Origin of the sequence: Kitasatospora sp. LaBMicrA B282 (genome assembly GCF_050325825.1) — a bacterium.
Taxonomy (GTDB): Bacteria; Actinomycetota; Actinomycetes; order Streptomycetales; family Streptomycetaceae; genus Kitasatospora.
In genome coordinates this window covers 1-17,145 of sequence record NZ_JBNQTI010000065.1, presented here as the reverse complement: position 1 = coordinate 17,145, position 17,145 = coordinate 1, and the positions used below count along the sequence as shown (strand labels likewise).

Sequence of the window (17,145 nt, the reverse complement as noted above, 5' to 3'; positions counted from 1 at the left end):
AGCGGCCGGGGTTGGGCGGAACCGGCCCCCCGGCCGCGGCACCGCTCCCCGCGCTGCGGCCGCAGCGCAGGGACGGTTTTCACGATAAATCGGCCGACGGGGTCACCGAGGCCGCACTCCAGCGGGCGTCAAGCGTTTCCGAACCAGCGCTCCAGCGCGGCCGCGAGGCCCGCCTCGTCGGGCGCGGCCCAGGCGATGTGGCCGTCGGGGCGGACCAGCACCGCGTGCAGCGCCTGCGGGCCCTCGGCCGGCGCGTCGATCCAGTCGCCGGTGACGGTGTCGACCCGCTCCGCCCAGCGCCGGGCGGTCTCCCGCAGCGCCTCGGCGTCGGCCGCGGCGGGGGTGACGATCAGGACGCCGCGGGCCGGCTTGAGCAGGTCGGTCACGGTGACCGGGGTGCCGTCGGTCAGCTTGACCCCGGTGTCGGGGCTCAGTCGCAGGCCGAGGCGGGGGTGGCTGCCCTCGCCCATGTCGTAGCGCACGTCCAGGCCGCTGACCTGGCCGGCCAGGTGACGGGCCACCGGGGCGTCCTGGACCAGCTCCTGGAGCACCTGGCGCAGCGGCTCCATCTCCTCGCCGCTGAGGTAGAGCTTGGTCTGCGCCCGGGTGTTGCGCATCAGCAGCTCGCCGACCGGGTGCCGCTCGGACTCGAAGGTGTCCAGCAGGCCCTCGGGCGCCCAGCCGTTGATCGCGGCGGCCAGCTTCCAGCCCAGGTTCACCGCGTCCTGCACGCCCACGCTCATGCCCTGCGCGCCGGCCGGCATGTGGATGTGGGTGGCGTCGCCGACCAGGAAGATCCGGTCCTTGCGGTAGTGCTCGGCCTGCCGGGTGGTGTCGGTGAAGGAGCTGACCCAGCGCACCTTGGCGCCGTGCAGCGACTCGCCGGTCATCTCCTGCCAGGCGTCGGCGATGATCTCGAAGGTCAGGCCGCTCTTGTCCTCCGGCGGGCGCAGCGCCTCGTTGTGGATGACGATGCGGTGCACGCCCTCCTCGAGGTTGAAGGCCATCACCATGCCGCCGGGCACCCGCTCGCCGATCGGCCGCTGGCGCACCTTCGCGCCGACCACGTCGGCCATGTACATCCCGCGGGTGGGCTCCCAGCCGGGGAAGGCGATGCCGGCCTGCTTGCGCACCACGCTGCGCGCGCCGTCGCAGCCCACCAGGTACCGGGCGCTCTCCTCGCCGCGGCCCTCGGGGCCCTCGAACTCGACGACCACCCCGTCCGCGGTCTCCCGGAAGCCGAGCACCTCGTGGTTGCGGCGGACCTCGACGCCCAGCTCCTTCAGCCAGCCCTCGAGGATCTCCTCGGTGCGGAACTGCGGGATGCCGCGCACGCTGAAGTGGTTGTCGGTCAGCTTCGAGAAGTCGATCTTCACGCCGCCGAAGTGGCCCTGCGCCCACTCGACCTCGCCGAACCGCTCGAGCAGCCCGCGCTGGGCGAACACCTCGGCGGCCCGGCGGGTGAAGCCGACCCCGCGGGACTCCCCGCTGGGAGCCGGCAGCTTCTCGAACACGACGACGTCGACGCCGCCCAGCCTCAGTTCACCGGCGAGCATCAGCCCGACCGGCCCGGCGCCGACGATGATCGCGCCCTTTGCCATGTCGTACTCCTCAATCAGAAAGCTGCCCCGCAACGGGCAGTGCCAGGTCGGCGGTTCGGTTCGGGGTCAGCCGGCGCCCGGCGCCCGGTGACCGTCAGGCGGCGGCGAAGGCGGCCGCGTGGTCCTCGGCCCAGGCCCGGAACGGGCGGCACGGGCGGCCGATCAGGATCTCGAAGTCCCGGCTGAGCGGGACCGGCTTGTCACAGGTGGACCAGTACTCGATCAGGGCGATGGCGATGTCCTCCGGGATGAAGCCCGGTCGGTTGGCCAGCCAGACCGACGGCGGGATCGCCTGCACCGGGATGTCACGCCCGGTCACCTCGGAGATCACCGCCACCTGCTCGCGGAAGGTGAGCGTCTGGGGACCGGTCAGGTGGTAGTTGCGCCCGCGCACCTCCGGGCGGGTCAGCGCGGCGAAGGCGGCCTCCGCGACGTCCGGCTCGTAGGTCGGGTCGGCGTAGGCGTCGGGGAAGGGCAGGGTGACCGCGCCGCGGGCCTTCAGCACGTACTTCCAGGAGCCTGCGTTGCTGGCCAGCGAACCGGGGTTGAGCACCGTCCAGGCCAGCCCGGAGGCCTTCACGGCCTGCTCGACCAGCCAGTGCGGGCGGGCGATCGAGTTCTGCTCGGCCCCCGGGCGCAGCACCGCGTCCGCGGACATCAGCACCAGGTGCTCGACGCCGGCGGCCTTGGCGGCCTCGATGAACTCGTCGATGTGGGCGGGCTCGCAGTAGAGGAAGACCGAGCTGACACCGGCCAGCGCGGCGGGGAAGGTCGCGGGGTCGGTGAGGCTCAGCCGCACCGGCTCCGCGCCGGCGGGCAGGGTGAGCTCGTCGGGGGCGCTGGAGCCGGCTCTGACCGGCACGCCTCTCTCGACGAGGAGGTGCACGAGCAGGGAGCCGACTTTGCCGCGGCTGCCGGTGACCAGGACGGTCATTGCTGTTGCCCTTTCTGGGCCCGTGCTGGGAAGGGGGACGACCGGCCGGCGGCCCCCGTTGCCACCGGCCGGCTCACGTGCGGGGAGGTCGGGCGGTGGGTTACTTGCCGTAGCCGAAGGACGGCTTGCCGAACCAGCGGGTCAGCGCGAACTGGAGGTCGCCGCCGCGCGGCGAGGTCCACACGACGTAGCCGTCGGGGCGCACCAGCACGGCCTCCGGGAGGTCGGCGTCGCCGTCGGCCCAGGAGCCGGTGACCACGTCCACCCGGTCGGCCCAGGCGGTGGCGGTCTCGGCGGCGGTGGACTCGGGGTCGGTGACGATCAGCACGCCGTGGGCGGCGTGCAGCAGCTCGGCCACCCGGGCCTTGCTGCCGTCGGTGCGCTCCACCACGTGGTTCGGGGCCAGCCGCAGGCCGAGCAGCGGGTGCTCGCCGGCGCCGCCGACGGGGTAGCGGATGTGCAGGCCGCTGACCCGGCCGGCCAGCCGGCGGGCCGCCTCCGGCAGCTGCACCAGCTCGCGCATGACGGCGCGCAGCGGCTCCATCTCCTCGCCGCTCAGGTAGAGCAGCGACATCGAGTGGACGTCCCGCATCAGCTTCTCGCCGATCGGGTGCCGCTCCTTGTGGTAGGTGTCCAGCAGGCTCTCCGGGCAGTGGCCGGCCAGCACCGCGGCCAGCTTCCAGCCCAGGTTGACGGCGTCCTGCAGGCCGACGCTGACGCCCTGGGCGCCGAGCGGGGCGTGGTCGTGCGCGGCGTCGCCGGCCAGGAGGACCCGGCCCTTGCGGTACTGCTCGGCCAGGCCGGTGGCGTTGGTCAGGGCGCACATCCACGAGGCGCTCGCGTGGTGGATGTCCTCGCCGGTCAGCCGCTGCCAGGCGTCGGCCAGCTCGGAGAACTTGAGCTCGCCCTCGCCGTGGTGCGGGCGCAGGCCCGGCTCGTGGATGACGATCCGGTCCACCCCGGGCTCCAGGGTGACCGACAGCACCATGCCGCCGCCCTCGATCCGCTCGCCGATCGGCCGCATCCGAAGGTCGGCACCGACCACGTCGGCCAGGTAGAGGCCGCGGGTGGGCTCGTCCCCGGGGAAGGCGATGCCGGTCAGGGTGCGCACGGTGCTCTTGCCGCCGTCGCAGCCGACGACGTAGGAGGCGGTGTCCTCCTCGAAGCCGTCGGGGCCCTCGAAGCCGAGCACCACGCCGTCGGCGGTCTCGCGCAGCGCGGTCAGCTCGTAGCCGCGGCGCACCGGCACCCCGAGCTCGGCGACCCAGTCGTTCAGTGCCTGCTCGGTGACCGACTGGGCCAGGCCCATCACACCGAAGTGGCTCTCCTCCAGCAGCGAGAAGTCGATTCGGACACCGCCGTAGTGGCCCTGCTTGCCCCAGCGGATCTCGCCGAGCTTTTCCAGCAGGCCGCGCTGGTCGAACACCTCCGCGGTGCGGCTGGTGAATCCGAGACCGCGGGATTCGCCGCTGGGGGCCGGCAGCTTGTCGTAGACGACGACGTCCGCGCCGCCGAGCCGCAGTTCACCGGCGAGCATCAGACCGACCGGTCCGGCGCCGACGATGATCGCGCCCTTTGCCATTTCGTTTCCTCCAAGCTGACGGTTGGTCACCACAGAAGACCAGGGGAGTTGACGGCCGGTGCAGGATGACTCAAGCGATCCTCCGGCTGCCTCGAGTCGTGGGTGGTGGCTGCCGCGAGCGGGTCCGCGGCCCGCGGAGGCCTGCCCACGGGGCAGCCGCGGGCGCACCCGGTCAGGATGCCGAGCCGCGGGCCGCGGCAGGACTTGGCGCTGGCGGCCGTCGAGCGGCTGCCGAGCCGTTCCCCACCACGGCCGCCCGCAGCCGCCGGGAACGGGGGCTCCGAGCATCGTGCGCAGAGCCCGTCATTCCCGTCGGAAAGCCGGGCCGGACGCCTCGGGAAATCGGCCCAGGAGAACTCCAGGAGCGCGCTAGTGGTGGTCCAGGGCAATTCGGCGAATTTCCCTAACATGGTGGCCCGGGTCCTCCCGGCCAGGGGGACGGAAATTTCGCTCAGCTGCCATGGAGGAATCGCATGTCCGCTTTGCCGCCACCGGAAGTCGTGCGCGCCGCGGAAAAGACCCGGGCGGACCTGCAGAAGCAGGTGCGGGAGCTCGCGCCCCCGCCGTTCGCCCTGCTCGAGCTCGCCATGGGTTCGATGATCACCCAGGCCCTGTACGTCGCCGCCAAGTTGAGCGTCGCCGAGGCGCTCGCCGACGGCCCGCTGCCGATCGAGGAGCTCGCCGGCAAGGTCGGCGCCCACGCCGAGGCGCTCGGGCGCACGCTGCGCCTGCTGGCCGCCAACGGCGTCTTCGAGCGCCAGGCGGACGGCCGCTGGGCGCTCACCCCGATGGCCGACGCGCTGCGCGCCGACCACCCGGTGACCATGCGGGACCTGGCCGTGCTGATGGGCCACCCGGCGCACTGGGACGAGTGGAACGGCTTCGTCGACTCCGTGGTCACCGGCGAGCCGAGCCTGCCCAAGCGGCGCGGCGCCAGCGCCTTCGAGTACTTCATGCAGGACCAGGAGTACGGCGCGGCCTTCATCGGCGGCATGGGCAACATGTCGGTCACCGAGACCGAGCCGGTGGTCGCCGCCTACGACTTCTCGCAGTTCGGCACCGTGGTCGACTTCTGCGGCGGGAACGGCGGCCTGCTGGCCGGCATCCTGAAGAGCGCGCCCACCACCAAGGGCATCCTCTCCGACCCCCGGGTGGGCTTCAACGGCGCCGGCGAGTACCTGGCCGCCCAGGGCGTGGCGGACCGGACGGAGATCACCGACGGCGACATGTTCGCCCCGGTCGTCGAGGGCGGCGACGCCTACGTGCTCAAGCACATCGTCCACGACTGGCCGCAGGAGCAGGCGCTGCAGATCCTGCGCAACATCCGCGCGGCCTGCAAGCCCGGCGCCAAGCTGCTGCTGGTCGAGATGGTGGTGCCCGAGGAGGGCAACGAGCCGCACTCCGGCAAGCTGGTCGACCTGTGGCTGCTGCTGCTGGTGGGCGGCAAGGAGCGCAACCCCGCGCAGTACGCCGAGTTGGTCGCCGAGGCCGGCTTCAAGCTGGAGCGCGTGGTGGAGACCGCCGCCGCGGTCTCCATCGTCGAGGCCGTCGCCGTCTGACCGTCCCACCGCCCGGCCGGTGGTGCTGACCCCGGGTCAGCGCCGCCGGCACCCCGGAGCAGGCCCCGGTGCCGCACACCCCCGATGCGGCACCGGGGCCTTTCGGCTGCCCGCGGGAGCCGGCCCGCGGGAGCCGGCCCGCGCGAGGAAGGTCCCGCCTGCGCGCCCGACCCGCCCGCCCGACCCGGGCCCGGACTCACCCGCCCGACCCGGCCCCGGACACACCCGTGCCCCCGTCCCGAGCGGAGCGGGACGGGGGCACCACCCTGTGGGGGAAGGGTGTCGGGGAAATCGCTCTCAGGCGGCCGCGCCGAACCAGCGCTCCAGGGCCGCGGCCAGACCCTCGCGGGAGTCGCCCGCCCAGGCCACGTAACCGTCGGGGCGGATCAGCACCGCCGACAGGTCGGCCAGCGGGTCGGGCCCCTCGATCGGCTTGGCGGACACGGTGTGCACGTCGACCCGGCCCAGCCAGCCGGCCGCGGTGCGCCGCGTCGCGGCGTCGTCGGCCAGGTCGAGCAGCACCCCGCGGGCCGGGTGCAGCAGCTGCGCCACCTTGTGCTCGCCGTCCGCGCCGACCAGCACCCGGCGCGGCATCCGGCGGCCCACCAGCGCGGGCGCCTGCTCGTCACCGAGGTCGTAGCGCACGTCCAGGTGGCTGACCGAACCGGCCAGGTGCCGCTTGACCTCGTCGTACTGGACCAGCTCGCCGAACAGCTCGCGCAGCGGGTCGGACTCGGCGCCGCCGAGGAAGACCACGCCCTGCGCCCGGGTGTTGGCCAGCAGCCGCCGGCCCACCGGGTGCCGCTCGGCGTGGTAGGTGTCCAGCAGCTCCTGCGGGGCCTCGCCGCGCACCACCGCGGCCAGCTTCCAGCCCAGGTTGGCCGCGTCCTGCACCCCGGTGCTCAGCCCCTGGCCGCCGGCCGGCAGGTGGATGTGGGCCGCGTCGCCGACCAGGAAGACCCGCCCGTGCCGGTACTCGGCCGCCTGGCGGGTGGCGTCGGTGAAGGAGCTGACCCAGTCGGCGCCGCCGTGCGAGATGTCCTCGCCGGTGATGTGCTCCCAGGCCGCCGCCACCTCCTCGAAGGTGACGGTGCGTTCCCGGTCGTGCGCGGGCACGCCGTCCGGGCAGACGATGATCCGGTCCACGCCCTCGGCGAGCGGGGCCGCCATCACCATGCCGTTCGGCAGCCGCTCGCCCAGGAAGCGCGGGCGCAGCTCGCAGCCGGTCACGTCGGCCAGGTACATGCCGCGGGTGGCGTCCGTGCCGGGGAAGTCGAAGCCGGCCGCCCGGCGGATCCGGCTGGCCCCGCCGTCGCAGCCCACCAGGTAGGCGGCGCGCAGCTGCTGCTCGGTGCCCTCGGGGGTGCGCACGGTGATCTCCACCGCGTCCCCGTCGAGGAAGCCGTCGCCCAGCGAGAGGAACTCCCAGCCGCGCCGGATGTCGGCGCCCAGCTCGCCGGCCCAGCCCTCCAGCACCGCCTCGGTCTGCCCCTGCGGGATGCCGCGGGCCCCGAAGTGGGCGTCGCGCAGCACGGTGAAGTCGAACTGGGCGCCGCCGAAGTGCCCCACCGGGCTGGTCGTCAGGGTCTCGCCCTGGCCGAACCGGGGCAGCAGCCCGCGCTCGTCGAACACCTCCATGGCCCGGGCGGTGAAGCCCAGGCCGCGGGACTGGCCGGTGGGAGCGGCCAGCTTCTCGATCACGACGACCCGGACCCCGCCGAGGCGCAGTTCCCCGGCGAGCATCAGTCCGGTCGGGCCGGCACCGACGACGATGACGTCGGCGTCCGCCGCTGTCCCTCTCATGGTTGTCCTTCCTGGCAGTGTGCCTAGGCTGTGCGGTGAGGCGGAACGGGTACTTCAGCGGGCCGAGCCGAACCAGCGTTCGAGCGCCTCGGGCAGCCCCGTCGCGTCCCGGCCCAGCCAGGCGAGGTAGCCGTCGGGGCGGACCAGCAGGGCGCCGTGGCCCGCCAGCGCGCTGCCGGGCTCGACCTCGCCGGTGACGACGGTGACCCGGTCCGCCCAGCCGTCGGCCCGCAGGCCGGCCGCGTCCGGGCCGCCGAGCTGCAGCAGCACCCCGCCGCCGGCCCGCAGCAGTTCGGCGCTGCGCACCTTGAGGGCACCGGTGCGCAGCACGGCGTGCGGCAGCCGGGCGCCGAGCAGCGGCTGCGCCGCCCGCTCCTCGGCGGTGCCGAGGTCGTAGCGCACGTCCAGGCCGCTGATCATGCCGGCCAGGTGGGCCCGCACGTCCTCGTGGGCGATCAGCTCGCCCAGCAGGGTGCGCACCGGCTCCACCTCGGGGGTGCCCAGCAGCATCATGGCCTGGGCGCGGATGTTGGCCAGCACCCGGCGGCCGACCGCGTGCCGCTCGACGTGGTAGGTCTCCAGCAGCTCCTGCGGCGCCTGGCCGCGCACCACCAGGGCCAGCTTCCAGCCCAGGTTGACCGCGTCCTGCAGCCCCAGGTTGAGGGCCTGCCCGCCGATCGGCATCTGCCGGTGGGCCGCGTCGCCGGCGAACAGCACCCGCCCGTGCCGGTAGCGGGTCAGCTGCCGGGAGGCGTCGCCGAAGGAGTTCACCCACAGCGGGGTGCCGCCGCTGATGTCCTCGCCGGTCACCCGCTTCCAGATGGTGGCGATCTCCTCGAACTGCGCGTCACCGCTGCGCGGCCGGGCCACCGAGCCGAACTCGTGCACCATCACCCGGGTCACCCCGTCGCCGCGGCGGGCGGCGATGGCCAGGCCGCGCTCCAGGCGCTGGAAGCGCCGGTTGGGGATGTCGATGCCGTCCACGTCGGCGCGGATCAGCTCGCGACCCGCGTCCTGGCCGGGGAAGTCGAGGTCCAGCAGCCGGCGCACCGAGCTGTCCTCGCCGTCGCAGGCCACCAGGTAGCGCGAACGCAGCCGCAGCACCCCGTCCCGGCCCACCGCCTCGGACTCGACGAACTCGCCCACCTCGCCGACCGCGGCCAGCCGGTGCCCGCAGCGGATGTCGACGCCCAGCGACAGCGCCCACTCCTCCAGCACCGCCTCGGTCTTGGTCTGCGGCACCTTCCACTGGCCCGGGTGGGTGCTGGGCAGGGTGAGGTCGAGCGGCAGACCGCCGAAGTGGCCGCGCGGCTCGTTCGGCGGATCGTCCAGCTCGGGCAGCAGCCCACGGCTGTCCAGGATCTCCATGGTGCGGGCGTGCAGGGTGGAGGCCCGGGACTCGGTCGTCGGGCCGTTGCGCTGCTCCACGACGACCACGCCGGCGCCGCCGCGGGCCAGTTCACCGGCGAGCATCAGCCCGACGGGACCGGCCCCGACGACGACGACGTCCGCCGCCAGACGATCCGCCGCCACGGGTCAGGCCTTCTGCTCGGCGTAGGCCTTGGCGTGGGCCAGCGTCGCGCAGCTGTTGGTGGACAGCGCGGTGTGCACGTAGGCCCGGGCGTCGGCCACGGTGGCCTCCGGACCGAGGATCTTCGCGATGTTGGCGGTGTTGATGGTGACCGTGTGCTGCGAGGAGGCGGCGGTGCCCTCCGCGGTGTCCACGAAGTTCCACTCACCGGTGTGCAGGGTCATCAGCGCCGGCAGGGTGACCTGCTTGTAGGCGATCTTCCGGTCCGCGAAGACCACCCGGTAGGACTTGGTGGTGTGCACCGAGCCGTCCTTGGCCCGGGTGTCCATCTCCAGCTCCTGCAGGCCCGGGGTGTCCTCGGCGAGCCGGACGACGGCCACGTGCGGCAGCCGCTCGGCCCAGAGCTGGGCCTCGTTGATGAAGTCGAACGCGTCCTTGGCCCGGCCGGCGATCTGCACCGTGTCGGTGAACGAGAAGGTCAGCTCCTCGGCCTCGGCGGCCTGCACCAGCTCGACGTTCTCCTTGAGCGCGGCCAGCTCGGAGGTGCTGTTCTTGTCGACCGCCACCTCGATCCACAGCAGGTCGTGCGGGTCGTCGTTGACCGCCCGGTAGTCGTGCAGCAGCCGGACCCGGGACTCCTGCTCACCGATCGGCTCGATGATCCAGGTGCCGCCCATGGCGGCGACCGGCGGGGCCGGGATCTCCTGGCGGAAGGTGATGCGCAGGGCCTCGGGGTCCAGCGTGCGGCGCGAGGTCCAGTTCTTCGCCTCGCCGTTGGCGGTCGCCCAGATCCGGATCCGCTCCTCGTTGCCCTGCGCTTCCACCCGGTCGACGTGGATGGTGGGCGGGAAGATGCGCGGCCAGTTGGTCACGTCCGCGAGCAGCTGGTAGACCGCGGCGGCCGGGGCGGCGATGGTGATCTCGTGCTCGACCTCACGGGTCGTCATGACGGCTCTCTCCTCTTTCGATGGGTGCCCGGGAGCAGTCGGCGGGTGCCGCGGGCTCAGAAGTTGCCCAGGCCGCCGCAGACGTTGAGCGCCTGCGCGGTGATGGAGGCGGCGGTGTCGGAGGCCAGGTAGTTGACCAGCCCGGCGACCTCCTCCGGCGTGGAGTAGCGGCCGAGCGGGATCTTGGACTGGAACTTCTCCAGGATCGCCGACTCGGAGGTGTCGTAGGCGGCCGCGTAGCCCTGGCGCACCTTCTGGGCCATCGGCGTCTCGACGTAGCCGGGGCAGACCGCGTTGACGGTGATCCCGGTGGGGGCGAGCTCGTTGCCGAGGGCCTTGGTGAAGCCGACCACCCCGTGCTTGGAGGCCGAGTAGGGCGCGCCCAGGACGACGCCCTGCTTGCCCGCGGTGGAGGCGATGTTGATGATCCGGCCGCGGTCCTTGTGGCGCATGCCGCCGGTGTTGAGCACCGCGTGGGTGACCCGGAAGACGCTGTTCAGGTTCGTCTCGATGACGTCCTGCCAGAGCTCCTCCGCGATGTCCGCGGTGACCCCGCCGCCGGAGCGGCCGGCGTTGTTCACCAGCACGTCGACGCTGCCGAAGCGGTCGACGGCGGCCTGCACCCAGGCCTGCACGGAGGCGGTGTCGCGGATGTCCACCACCGCGCCGTCCGCCTCCAGGCCCTCGGCCTGCAGCTGCTTGACGGTGTCGGCGATGTTGTCGGCGTTGCGCGCGCCGATGAAGACCCGGTGGCCGGAGGCGGCCAGCGCCCGGGCCGAGGCGAGGCCGATGCCGCTGGTGCCGCCGGTGATGACGGCGACCTTGGGCGTGGTGCTCTCGGTCATCTGCTCTCCCCTTCAGGCGGCGTTGGCCGGCGCGAGCTGCGCGTTGACGACGTCGATGAAGGCGCGCGGGGTGCGGGCCTCGCCGACCGCCTCCTCGTCGAGCGAGATGCCGTACTCGCGCTCGATCAGGCTGCCGGTCTCCAGCAGCGCCAGCGACTCGTAGCCCAGCACCTCGAACTCGGTGTCCGAGATGTCGGAGTTCAGGTCGACACCCTCGGCCACGCCGGCGGCCTCCAGCAGGGTGCGCTTCAGATCGTCGAGGGTGAACACCTTGGCGGTCATGGTCGGTTCCTTTCGTGGGTGGTGGGCTGGGTCAGTCGGCGGCACGGACGACGACGGCGGAGTTGAAGCCGCCGGTGCCACGGGCCACGACCAGCGCGGTGCGCACCGCGGTCTTGCGCGGGGAACCGGTGACCAGGTCGAGCCGGTAGTCCTCGGACGGGTCCACGTTGGTGGTGGGCGGGATGACGCCGTCGCGGATGCTCAGCAGCGCGGCGGCCAGGTCCAGCGGCGCCCCACCGGCGTAGAGCCGGCCGGTCATCGTCTTGGGCACCGTCACCGGCACCGCACGCTCGCCGAAGACGGCGGCGAGCGCCTCGGCCTCGATCCGGTCGCCGCCGCGGTCGCCGGCGCCGTCGGCGAAGACCACGTCGATCTCGCTCGGGCTCGCGTCCGCGTCCGCCAGCGCGACCTGGATGGCCTTGCGCAGGGCCGGCTCGCGGCCGCTGCCCGGACGCGGGTCGATGGTGGCGCCGTAGCCGGCGATCTCGCCGTAGATCCGGGCCCCGCGCGAGCGGGCCGCATCCGCGTCCTCGGCGATCAGGATCGCCCCGCCCTCACCGGGCACGTAGCCGGCCGCCTCGCGGTCGAACGGCAGGTAGGCGTGGTCCGGGCGGTCGCTGGTGCTGAGCCGGCCGGTGGCCAGCTGCGCCACCCAGCCCCACGGGCAGACCGGCGCCTCGATGCCGCCGGTGACGATCAGCGAGGTGCCCTTGCGGATCTGGCGGCGGGCCTGCGCCAGCGCGTCCAGGCCGCCGGCGCCCTCGCTGACCACGACGCCGGAGGGGCCCTTCATCCCGTTGCGGATCGAGATCTGACCGCTGTTCACGGCGTAGAACCAGGCGAACGACTGGTACGCCGAGACGTACTGGCTGCCGCGGCTCCACAGGCTCTGCAGCTCGCCCTGGCCGAACTCGAAGCCACCGGCGCCGGCGGCCGTGATCACGCCCATGTCGAAGTCGGGCAGCTCACCGGGGTTCACCCCGGCGTCCGCGAGCGCCCAGTCGGTCGCCACCAGGGCCAGCCGGGTGACCCGGTCGGTCTGCGGCAGCAGGCGGCTGGGCAGGTACTCCTCGTCCTGGAAGCCGGGCACCTGGCCGGCCAGCCGGGACGGGTAGCTCGACGGGTCGAACCGGGTGATCCGGCCGATGCCGCTCTTGCCGGCGCAGGTCGCCGACCAGTAGTCCTCGGTCCCGAGCCCGTTGGGGGCGGTGATGCCCAGCCCGGTGATCACCACCGACGCGGTCATACGAGGCTCCTTTCCGGGTTGGCCAGCACCATGGCGCTCTGGAAGCCGCCGAAGCCGCTGCCCACCGTGAGGACCGCGTCGACGACCTGGTCGCGCGCGGTGACGGGGACGTAGTCGAGGTCGCACTCCGGGTCCGGAGTGTGCAGGTTGGCCGTGGGCGGCACCACGTCGTACTCCATGGCCAGCGCCGAGGCGGCGATCTCGATGGAGCCGATGGCGCCGAGCGAGTGCCCGACCATCGACTTGATGGAGCTGACCGGCGTGCGGTAGGCGTGGTCGCCCAGCGTGCGCTTGAAGGCGGCCGTCTCGTGCCGGTCGTTCTGCTTGGTGCCGGAGCCGTGCGCGTTGATGTAGTCGATCGCGTCGCCGTTCATCCGGGCCTCATCCAGCGCCCGCTCGATCGCCTCGGCCATCTCCAGCCCGTCCGGGCGCAGCCCGGTCATGTGGTACGCGTTGCTGCGGGTGGCGTAGCCGGCGATCTCGGCGTAGATGTGCGCGCCGCGCTTCCGGGCGCTCTCCAGCTCCTCGAGCACGAAGAACGCGGTGCCCTCGCCCAGCACGAAGCCGTTGCGGGTCGCGTCGAACGGGCGGGAGGCGCGCTCCGGCTCGTCGTAGCGCGGGGTGGTGGCCTTGATCGCGTCGAAGCAGGCCATGGTGATCGGCGAGATCGGGGCGTCCGAGGAGCCGGCGATCACCACGTCGGCCGAGCCCTCGCGGACCAGCTCGACGGCATAGCCGACCGAGTCGATGCCGGAGGTGCAGCCGGTGGAGACCACCGTGCTGGGACCCTCCGCGCCCACCGCCCAGGCCACCTCGGTGGCGAAGGAACTCGGCATCATGTGGTTGTACAGGTGCGGCACCGCGTAGGTGTGGTCGACGACGTCCAGCCGGCCGCCGTCGCTCACCACCCGGTACTCCTCGTCCAGGCCCATGGTCGCGCCCACCGCGCTGCCGACGGTGACGCCGATCCGGTGCGGGGCGTAGGCGGACAGCTCGATGCCGCTGTCGGCGACCGCACCGCGCGAGGCGACCACGGCGAACTGGGCGGCCCGGTCCAGCCGGCGCACCTGCTGCGGGCTCAGGCCGTGCGCGTACGGGTCGAAGTCGGCCTCGGCGGCCACCCGGGAGCGGAACGGCGTGGGGTCGAAGAACGTGATCCCGCGGGTGGCGGTGCGTCCCTCGCTCAGCAGGTTCCAGAACTTCTCCTTGCCGACACCACCGGGAGCGATCACCTCGATCCCGGTGATGACGACGCGTCGGCGACTCACGCGCCCGCCTCCCAGTTGTAGAAGCGGGCGGCCATCGCGTCGGCGGGGGAGCGCCAGGTGGCCGGGTCGTAGGCCTCGATGAACGGCTTCAGGTCCTCGCTGATGCCGACGAAGCGCGGGTCCGACTTGGCGGCCTCGATCAGCTCGCCGCCGTTGTCCGTGTCGAAGTCCTGCAGGTGGAAGTAGAGGCCCCGGTAGGAGAACAGCTGGCGGCGCCGCGTCCCCATGCGGTGAGGCATGTCCGTCGCGTCGAACTCGGCGAACAGCTTGGCCACATCGGTGGCCGAGGTCGCTGCCATACGGGCGACAATCAGCGTGCTGTGCATACGGTTTGGCTCCTCGGCGAGTGCGTGGGAGGGTTCGCGGAACAGGTCGGGGCCGGTGAGGGCAGCCGGTGCTCGCGGTGCTGTTTAGACGTTCCAGCTCCGCGATAGCGCCCCGCACGCGGGGCTCTGGTTTCTCACCGGAGCGCGGGCAGGCCGCCGCGCGCCCCCTGCCGCGAGCCTGCGCGGGCGGGACCGCGCGGGCAGGGAGAAGCGACGCCCGGCCCCCGCGGAGGGAACCGGGCGTCGGGGCAGCGAGGTGGGCGCGCCGGTCCGGCGCGCCCGGCTCACTCGCCGGCGGCGCGGGTGTGGACCACCTTGTAGGTGTTCAGGTACGGCTGGCCGGTGATGGCGGCGCGGATCCGGTTCTGGGCGGCGACGCGGCGCGGGTCCTGCTGGTCGGCCGGGACGGAGGTGTAGGCGTCGTACGCCTCCTTGCTGTCCCACTGCGAGTAGGAGATGACGAACTTGCCGTCCAGGCCGCGGGCGCGCAGGCCGCGCAGCACCACGTGGGCGCGGAAGCCGGGCACCTCGGTGAAGAACTCCTGGCCGGCGCCGAGGGCGTCGATCACGTCCTCCTGGCCCTCGTCGGTGACCGGGAAGACGCCGAACGCGGTGTAGTCGTCGCGGTTGGGACCGATCTCGACCTTGCCGCCCAGCGCCGGGGTGGTCAGCACGTAGGCGACCTCGTTCTGCATCAGGCGGATCGAGGTGGTGATCTCGCTGAAGACCGGCAGGGTGCGGTGGTTGAACTCCTCGCCGGCGTAGCGGGCCTCGAGGTCCTCGCCGCTGCGCCACTGGATGAAGTTCAGGGTGCCGATGCCGTCGATGCCCGCGTGCACGGTGCTGGACATCCAGCCCTCGTACGTCGCCGCGTTGACGATCTTCGTCATCTCCTCGATCAGCCGGTCCTGCTTCGCCGGCTCGTCGGAGGTGAAGAGGTTGAGAACGGTGAGGTGCTTGTCCTCGACGGAGATGAAAGGCATTTCTTCGCTTCCTTAGATGGGGGAGGGACTGGCCGGGGCGGCACGCTCAACTGGCGGGACCGAACCAGCGGTTGAGGGATTCAGAGAGGCCGGCGGGGCCCTGGTCGGCGGGCCCGGCCCAGGCGACGTAGCCGTCGGGACGGATCAGCAGGCCGTCCACCGACGCCTCGCAGTCGTCGGCCAGCTCGGCGCGGACCAGGTCCACCCGGTCCGCCCAGCCGGCCGCCACCGCGGCCAGCCCGTGGTCGCCGCCCATCTCCAGCAGCAGGGCGCGCCCGGCGGCCAGCAGCGCGAAGGCGGAGGTCTTCTCGCCGTCCACCACCAGCTCGCGGTCGGGCAGCCGGCGGCCGAGCAGCGGGTGCTCGCCCGGGCCGACCTCGTGGCGGATGTCCAGGCCGGTGACCATGCCGACCAGGTGCCGGCGCACCGACTCGTGGTGCTCGACCAGCTCGGCGACGACCTCGCGCAGCGGGGTGATCTCCTCGCCGCCCAGGTAGAGGATCCGCTGGGCCAGGGTGTTGACCAGGATCCGGGCACCGACCGGGTGCCGCTCGGCGTGGTAGGTGTCGAGCAGGCCCTCGGGCGCCAGGCCCTTGAGGTCCAGGGCGAGCTTCCAGCCCAGGTTCACCGCGTCCTGCACGCCCGCGCTCATGCCCTGGGCGCCGATCGGCAGGTGGATGTGGGCCGCGTCGCCGGCCAGGAAGACCCGCCCGCGCCGGTACTCGGCGGCCTGGCGGCTGTTGTCCGTGGTCGAGCTGACCCAGAGCGCGGTGGCGCCGCTCAGGTCCTCGCCGGTCAGTCGCTGCCAGGCCTCGGTGACCTCGGCGAAGGTGATCGGGTCGGAGCCGGTGCGCAGCGGCTGGGAGTGGTCGTAGTAGATCACCCGGGCCCGGTCGGGGCCCATCGGAATGACCATCACCATGCCGCCGGGCACCCGCTCGCCGCTGTAGCGCGGGCGCAGCCGGATGCCGGAGACGTCGGCGAAGCGCAGCTCGATGGCCGGCTCGGAGCCGGGGAAGTCGATGCCGGCGCTCTTGCGCACCACGCTGCGGGCGCCGTCCGCGCCCACCACGTAGCGGCCGCGCAGCGTCACCGGGCCCTCGGCGGCGGTGGCGGTGATCGTCACGCCCTCCGCGTCCTGGGTCAGACCGGTGACCTCGACGCCCCGGCGCACCTCGGCGCCCAGCTCGGCGGCCCAGCCGCCGAGCACGCCCTCGGTGCGGGCCTGCGGGATGCCGCGGGCCCCGTAGGAGCCGCCCTCCAGCACCTGGTAGTCGAGCGGAACACCACCGAAGTGGCCGACCGGAATGACGCCGACCTCGCCGAACCGGGGAATCAGACCGCGCTGCGCGAACTCCTCGATCGTGCGCGCCGAGAAACCCAGGGCACGGGATTCCTGAATGGGCTGCTCGAGTTTGTCGAGAACAATGGCGGAGACTCCGTTGAGCCTCAATTCGGCCGCGAGCATGAGTCCGGTGGGACCGGCCCCCACGACAATGACGTCCGCATCAAAGGTGCTCATCTGTCCTCTTCCCACTGGTGTCCGGCCAGTATCGCCAGGCGCTCGACGGACCGTAAATAGCCGCCGGTACAGGGAATCGACAAGCAATGACAGAGGAACTTCCGCAACGTCAGATCTTCGTCAAGCAGGCTTGCCTGCCCCGGTGCCGCGGGGCGCATTCTCAGGCATGACTTCCACGCAGATTCCCACCGCTGCCGCCACGGCGCCGACCGCGGTGGAGTCCAGGGCCGCGGTCGCCGACCTGGTGCAGCGCTACCTGCTCGCGCTCGACGACGAGGAGCTCGACGACGCCTGGGCCGCGAGCCTGTTCACCGAGGACGCGGTGGTCGCCTTCCCGCCGATGAGCCGGCACGAGGGCATCGAGGGCATGGCCGACTTCCACCGCACCGCCCTGGCGGCCTTCGCCGCCACCCAGCACCTGGGCTCCCCGGCGCTGGTCGTGCTGGACGGGGAGGACCGCGCCACGCTGCGCGCCAACCTGCTCTCCACCCACGTGCACCACGCTCACCTCGCGCTCCCGCAGGGCCGGCTGGAGCCGCTCTTCGCCACCGGCACCTTCGTCGACGGCGCGGCCCGGCGCACCCCGCAGGGCTGGCGGCTGACCCTGCTCTCGTTCCGCCTGCTCTGGGTGGACGGCACCCCGCCGCCGAAGGCCGGCTGAGCGGGCCGCGCCACGACGACGTGCGCGGCGTCACCGGAGCGGATCCGGTGACGCC

15 protein-coding genes are annotated in these 17,145 nt (G+C 72.9%); 2 read left to right on the top strand and 13 right to left on the bottom strand.

The window, feature by feature from the left end; genetic code table 11:
- Window positions 1-128: 128 nt before the first annotated feature.
- From ACQRUO_RS19560 to ACQRUO_RS19550, 3 genes are all read right to left on the bottom strand, one after another.
- Window positions 129-1,601, bottom strand: coding sequence for an FAD-dependent monooxygenase (locus tag ACQRUO_RS19560; protein WP_428317260.1), 1,473 nt, complete (start codon window positions 1,599-1,601; stop codon window positions 129-131).
- A gap of 94 nt (window positions 1,602-1,695) precedes the next feature.
- A complete protein-coding gene (locus tag ACQRUO_RS19555) occupies window positions 1,696-2,535 on the bottom strand; it encodes an SDR family oxidoreductase (protein ID WP_428317259.1) in 840 nt (279 codons plus the stop codon).
- Window positions 2,536-2,635: 100 nt separating this feature from the next.
- Complete coding sequence (locus ACQRUO_RS19550; RefSeq protein ID WP_428317258.1) at window positions 2,636-4,117, bottom strand: FAD-dependent monooxygenase; 1,482 nt, start codon at window positions 4,115-4,117, stop codon at window positions 2,636-2,638.
- A gap of 473 nt (window positions 4,118-4,590) precedes the next feature.
- Here ACQRUO_RS19550 and ACQRUO_RS19545 point away from each other — a divergent pair, with 473 nt between their 5' ends.
- Window positions 4,591-5,676 carry a methyltransferase gene (locus ACQRUO_RS19545; RefSeq protein WP_428317257.1) on the top strand — a complete coding sequence of 362 codons (1,086 nt, stop codon included), beginning with the start codon at window positions 4,591-4,593 and terminating at the stop codon, window positions 5,674-5,676.
- A gap of 297 nt (window positions 5,677-5,973) precedes the next feature.
- On the opposite strand, the gene ACQRUO_RS19540 is transcribed toward ACQRUO_RS19545, so the two are convergent.
- From ACQRUO_RS19540 to ACQRUO_RS19495, 10 genes are all read right to left on the bottom strand, one after another.
- Window positions 5,974-7,479, bottom strand: a complete 1,506-nt coding sequence (locus ACQRUO_RS19540) for an FAD-dependent monooxygenase (protein ID WP_428317256.1) — start codon at window positions 7,477-7,479, stop codon at window positions 5,974-5,976.
- A 54-nt stretch (window positions 7,480-7,533) separates the two neighbouring features.
- Window positions 7,534-9,012, bottom strand: a complete 1,479-nt coding sequence (locus ACQRUO_RS19535) for an FAD-dependent monooxygenase (RefSeq protein WP_428317255.1) — start codon at window positions 9,010-9,012, stop codon at window positions 7,534-7,536.
- Between the two features lie 3 nt (window positions 9,013-9,015).
- The gene (locus tag ACQRUO_RS19530) at window positions 9,016-9,957 is read right to left on the bottom strand and encodes an aromatase/cyclase (protein ID WP_428317254.1); all 942 of its coding nucleotides are present in this window, start codon (window positions 9,955-9,957) and stop codon (window positions 9,016-9,018) included.
- 56 nt (window positions 9,958-10,013) lie between these two features.
- A complete protein-coding gene (fabG, locus tag ACQRUO_RS19525) occupies window positions 10,014-10,802 on the bottom strand; it encodes a 3-oxoacyl-ACP reductase FabG (RefSeq protein ID WP_428317253.1) in 789 nt (262 codons plus the stop codon).
- Between the two features lie 12 nt (window positions 10,803-10,814).
- Window positions 10,815-11,084: an acyl carrier protein gene (locus ACQRUO_RS19520; protein WP_428317252.1), complete on the bottom strand. Its 270-nt coding sequence runs from the start codon at window positions 11,082-11,084 to the stop codon at window positions 10,815-10,817.
- Between the two features lie 31 nt (window positions 11,085-11,115).
- Window positions 11,116-12,330: a ketosynthase chain-length factor gene (locus ACQRUO_RS19515; RefSeq protein WP_428317251.1), complete on the bottom strand. Its 1,215-nt coding sequence runs from the start codon at window positions 12,328-12,330 to the stop codon at window positions 11,116-11,118.
- Entirely contained in the window at window positions 12,327-13,598 is a 1,272-nt protein-coding gene (locus ACQRUO_RS19510) for a beta-ketoacyl-[acyl-carrier-protein] synthase family protein (protein ID WP_428317250.1), read from the bottom strand. The genes ACQRUO_RS19515 and ACQRUO_RS19510 overlap by 4 nt, the downstream gene beginning before the upstream one ends.
- The gene (locus ACQRUO_RS19505) at window positions 13,595-13,924 is read right to left on the bottom strand and encodes a TcmI family type II polyketide cyclase (RefSeq protein ID WP_428317249.1); all 330 of its coding nucleotides are present in this window, start codon (window positions 13,922-13,924) and stop codon (window positions 13,595-13,597) included. The genes ACQRUO_RS19510 and ACQRUO_RS19505 overlap by 4 nt, the downstream gene beginning before the upstream one ends.
- A 284-nt stretch (window positions 13,925-14,208) precedes the next feature.
- The gene (locus ACQRUO_RS19500; protein ID WP_428317248.1) at window positions 14,209-14,907 is read right to left on the bottom strand and encodes an antibiotic biosynthesis monooxygenase family protein; all 699 of its coding nucleotides are present in this window, start codon (window positions 14,905-14,907) and stop codon (window positions 14,209-14,211) included.
- Between the two features lie 46 nt (window positions 14,908-14,953).
- Entirely contained in the window at window positions 14,954-16,429 is a 1,476-nt protein-coding gene (locus ACQRUO_RS19495; RefSeq protein ID WP_428317247.1) for an FAD-dependent monooxygenase, read from the bottom strand.
- 166 nt (window positions 16,430-16,595) lie between these two features.
- On the opposite strand from ACQRUO_RS19495, the gene ACQRUO_RS19490 reads away from it, so the two are divergent.
- On the top strand, window positions 16,596-17,090 hold the full coding sequence (locus ACQRUO_RS19490; protein ID WP_428317246.1) for a nuclear transport factor 2 family protein: 495 nt from the start codon (window positions 16,596-16,598) through the stop codon (window positions 17,088-17,090).
- Window positions 17,091-17,145: the final 55 nt, after the last annotated feature.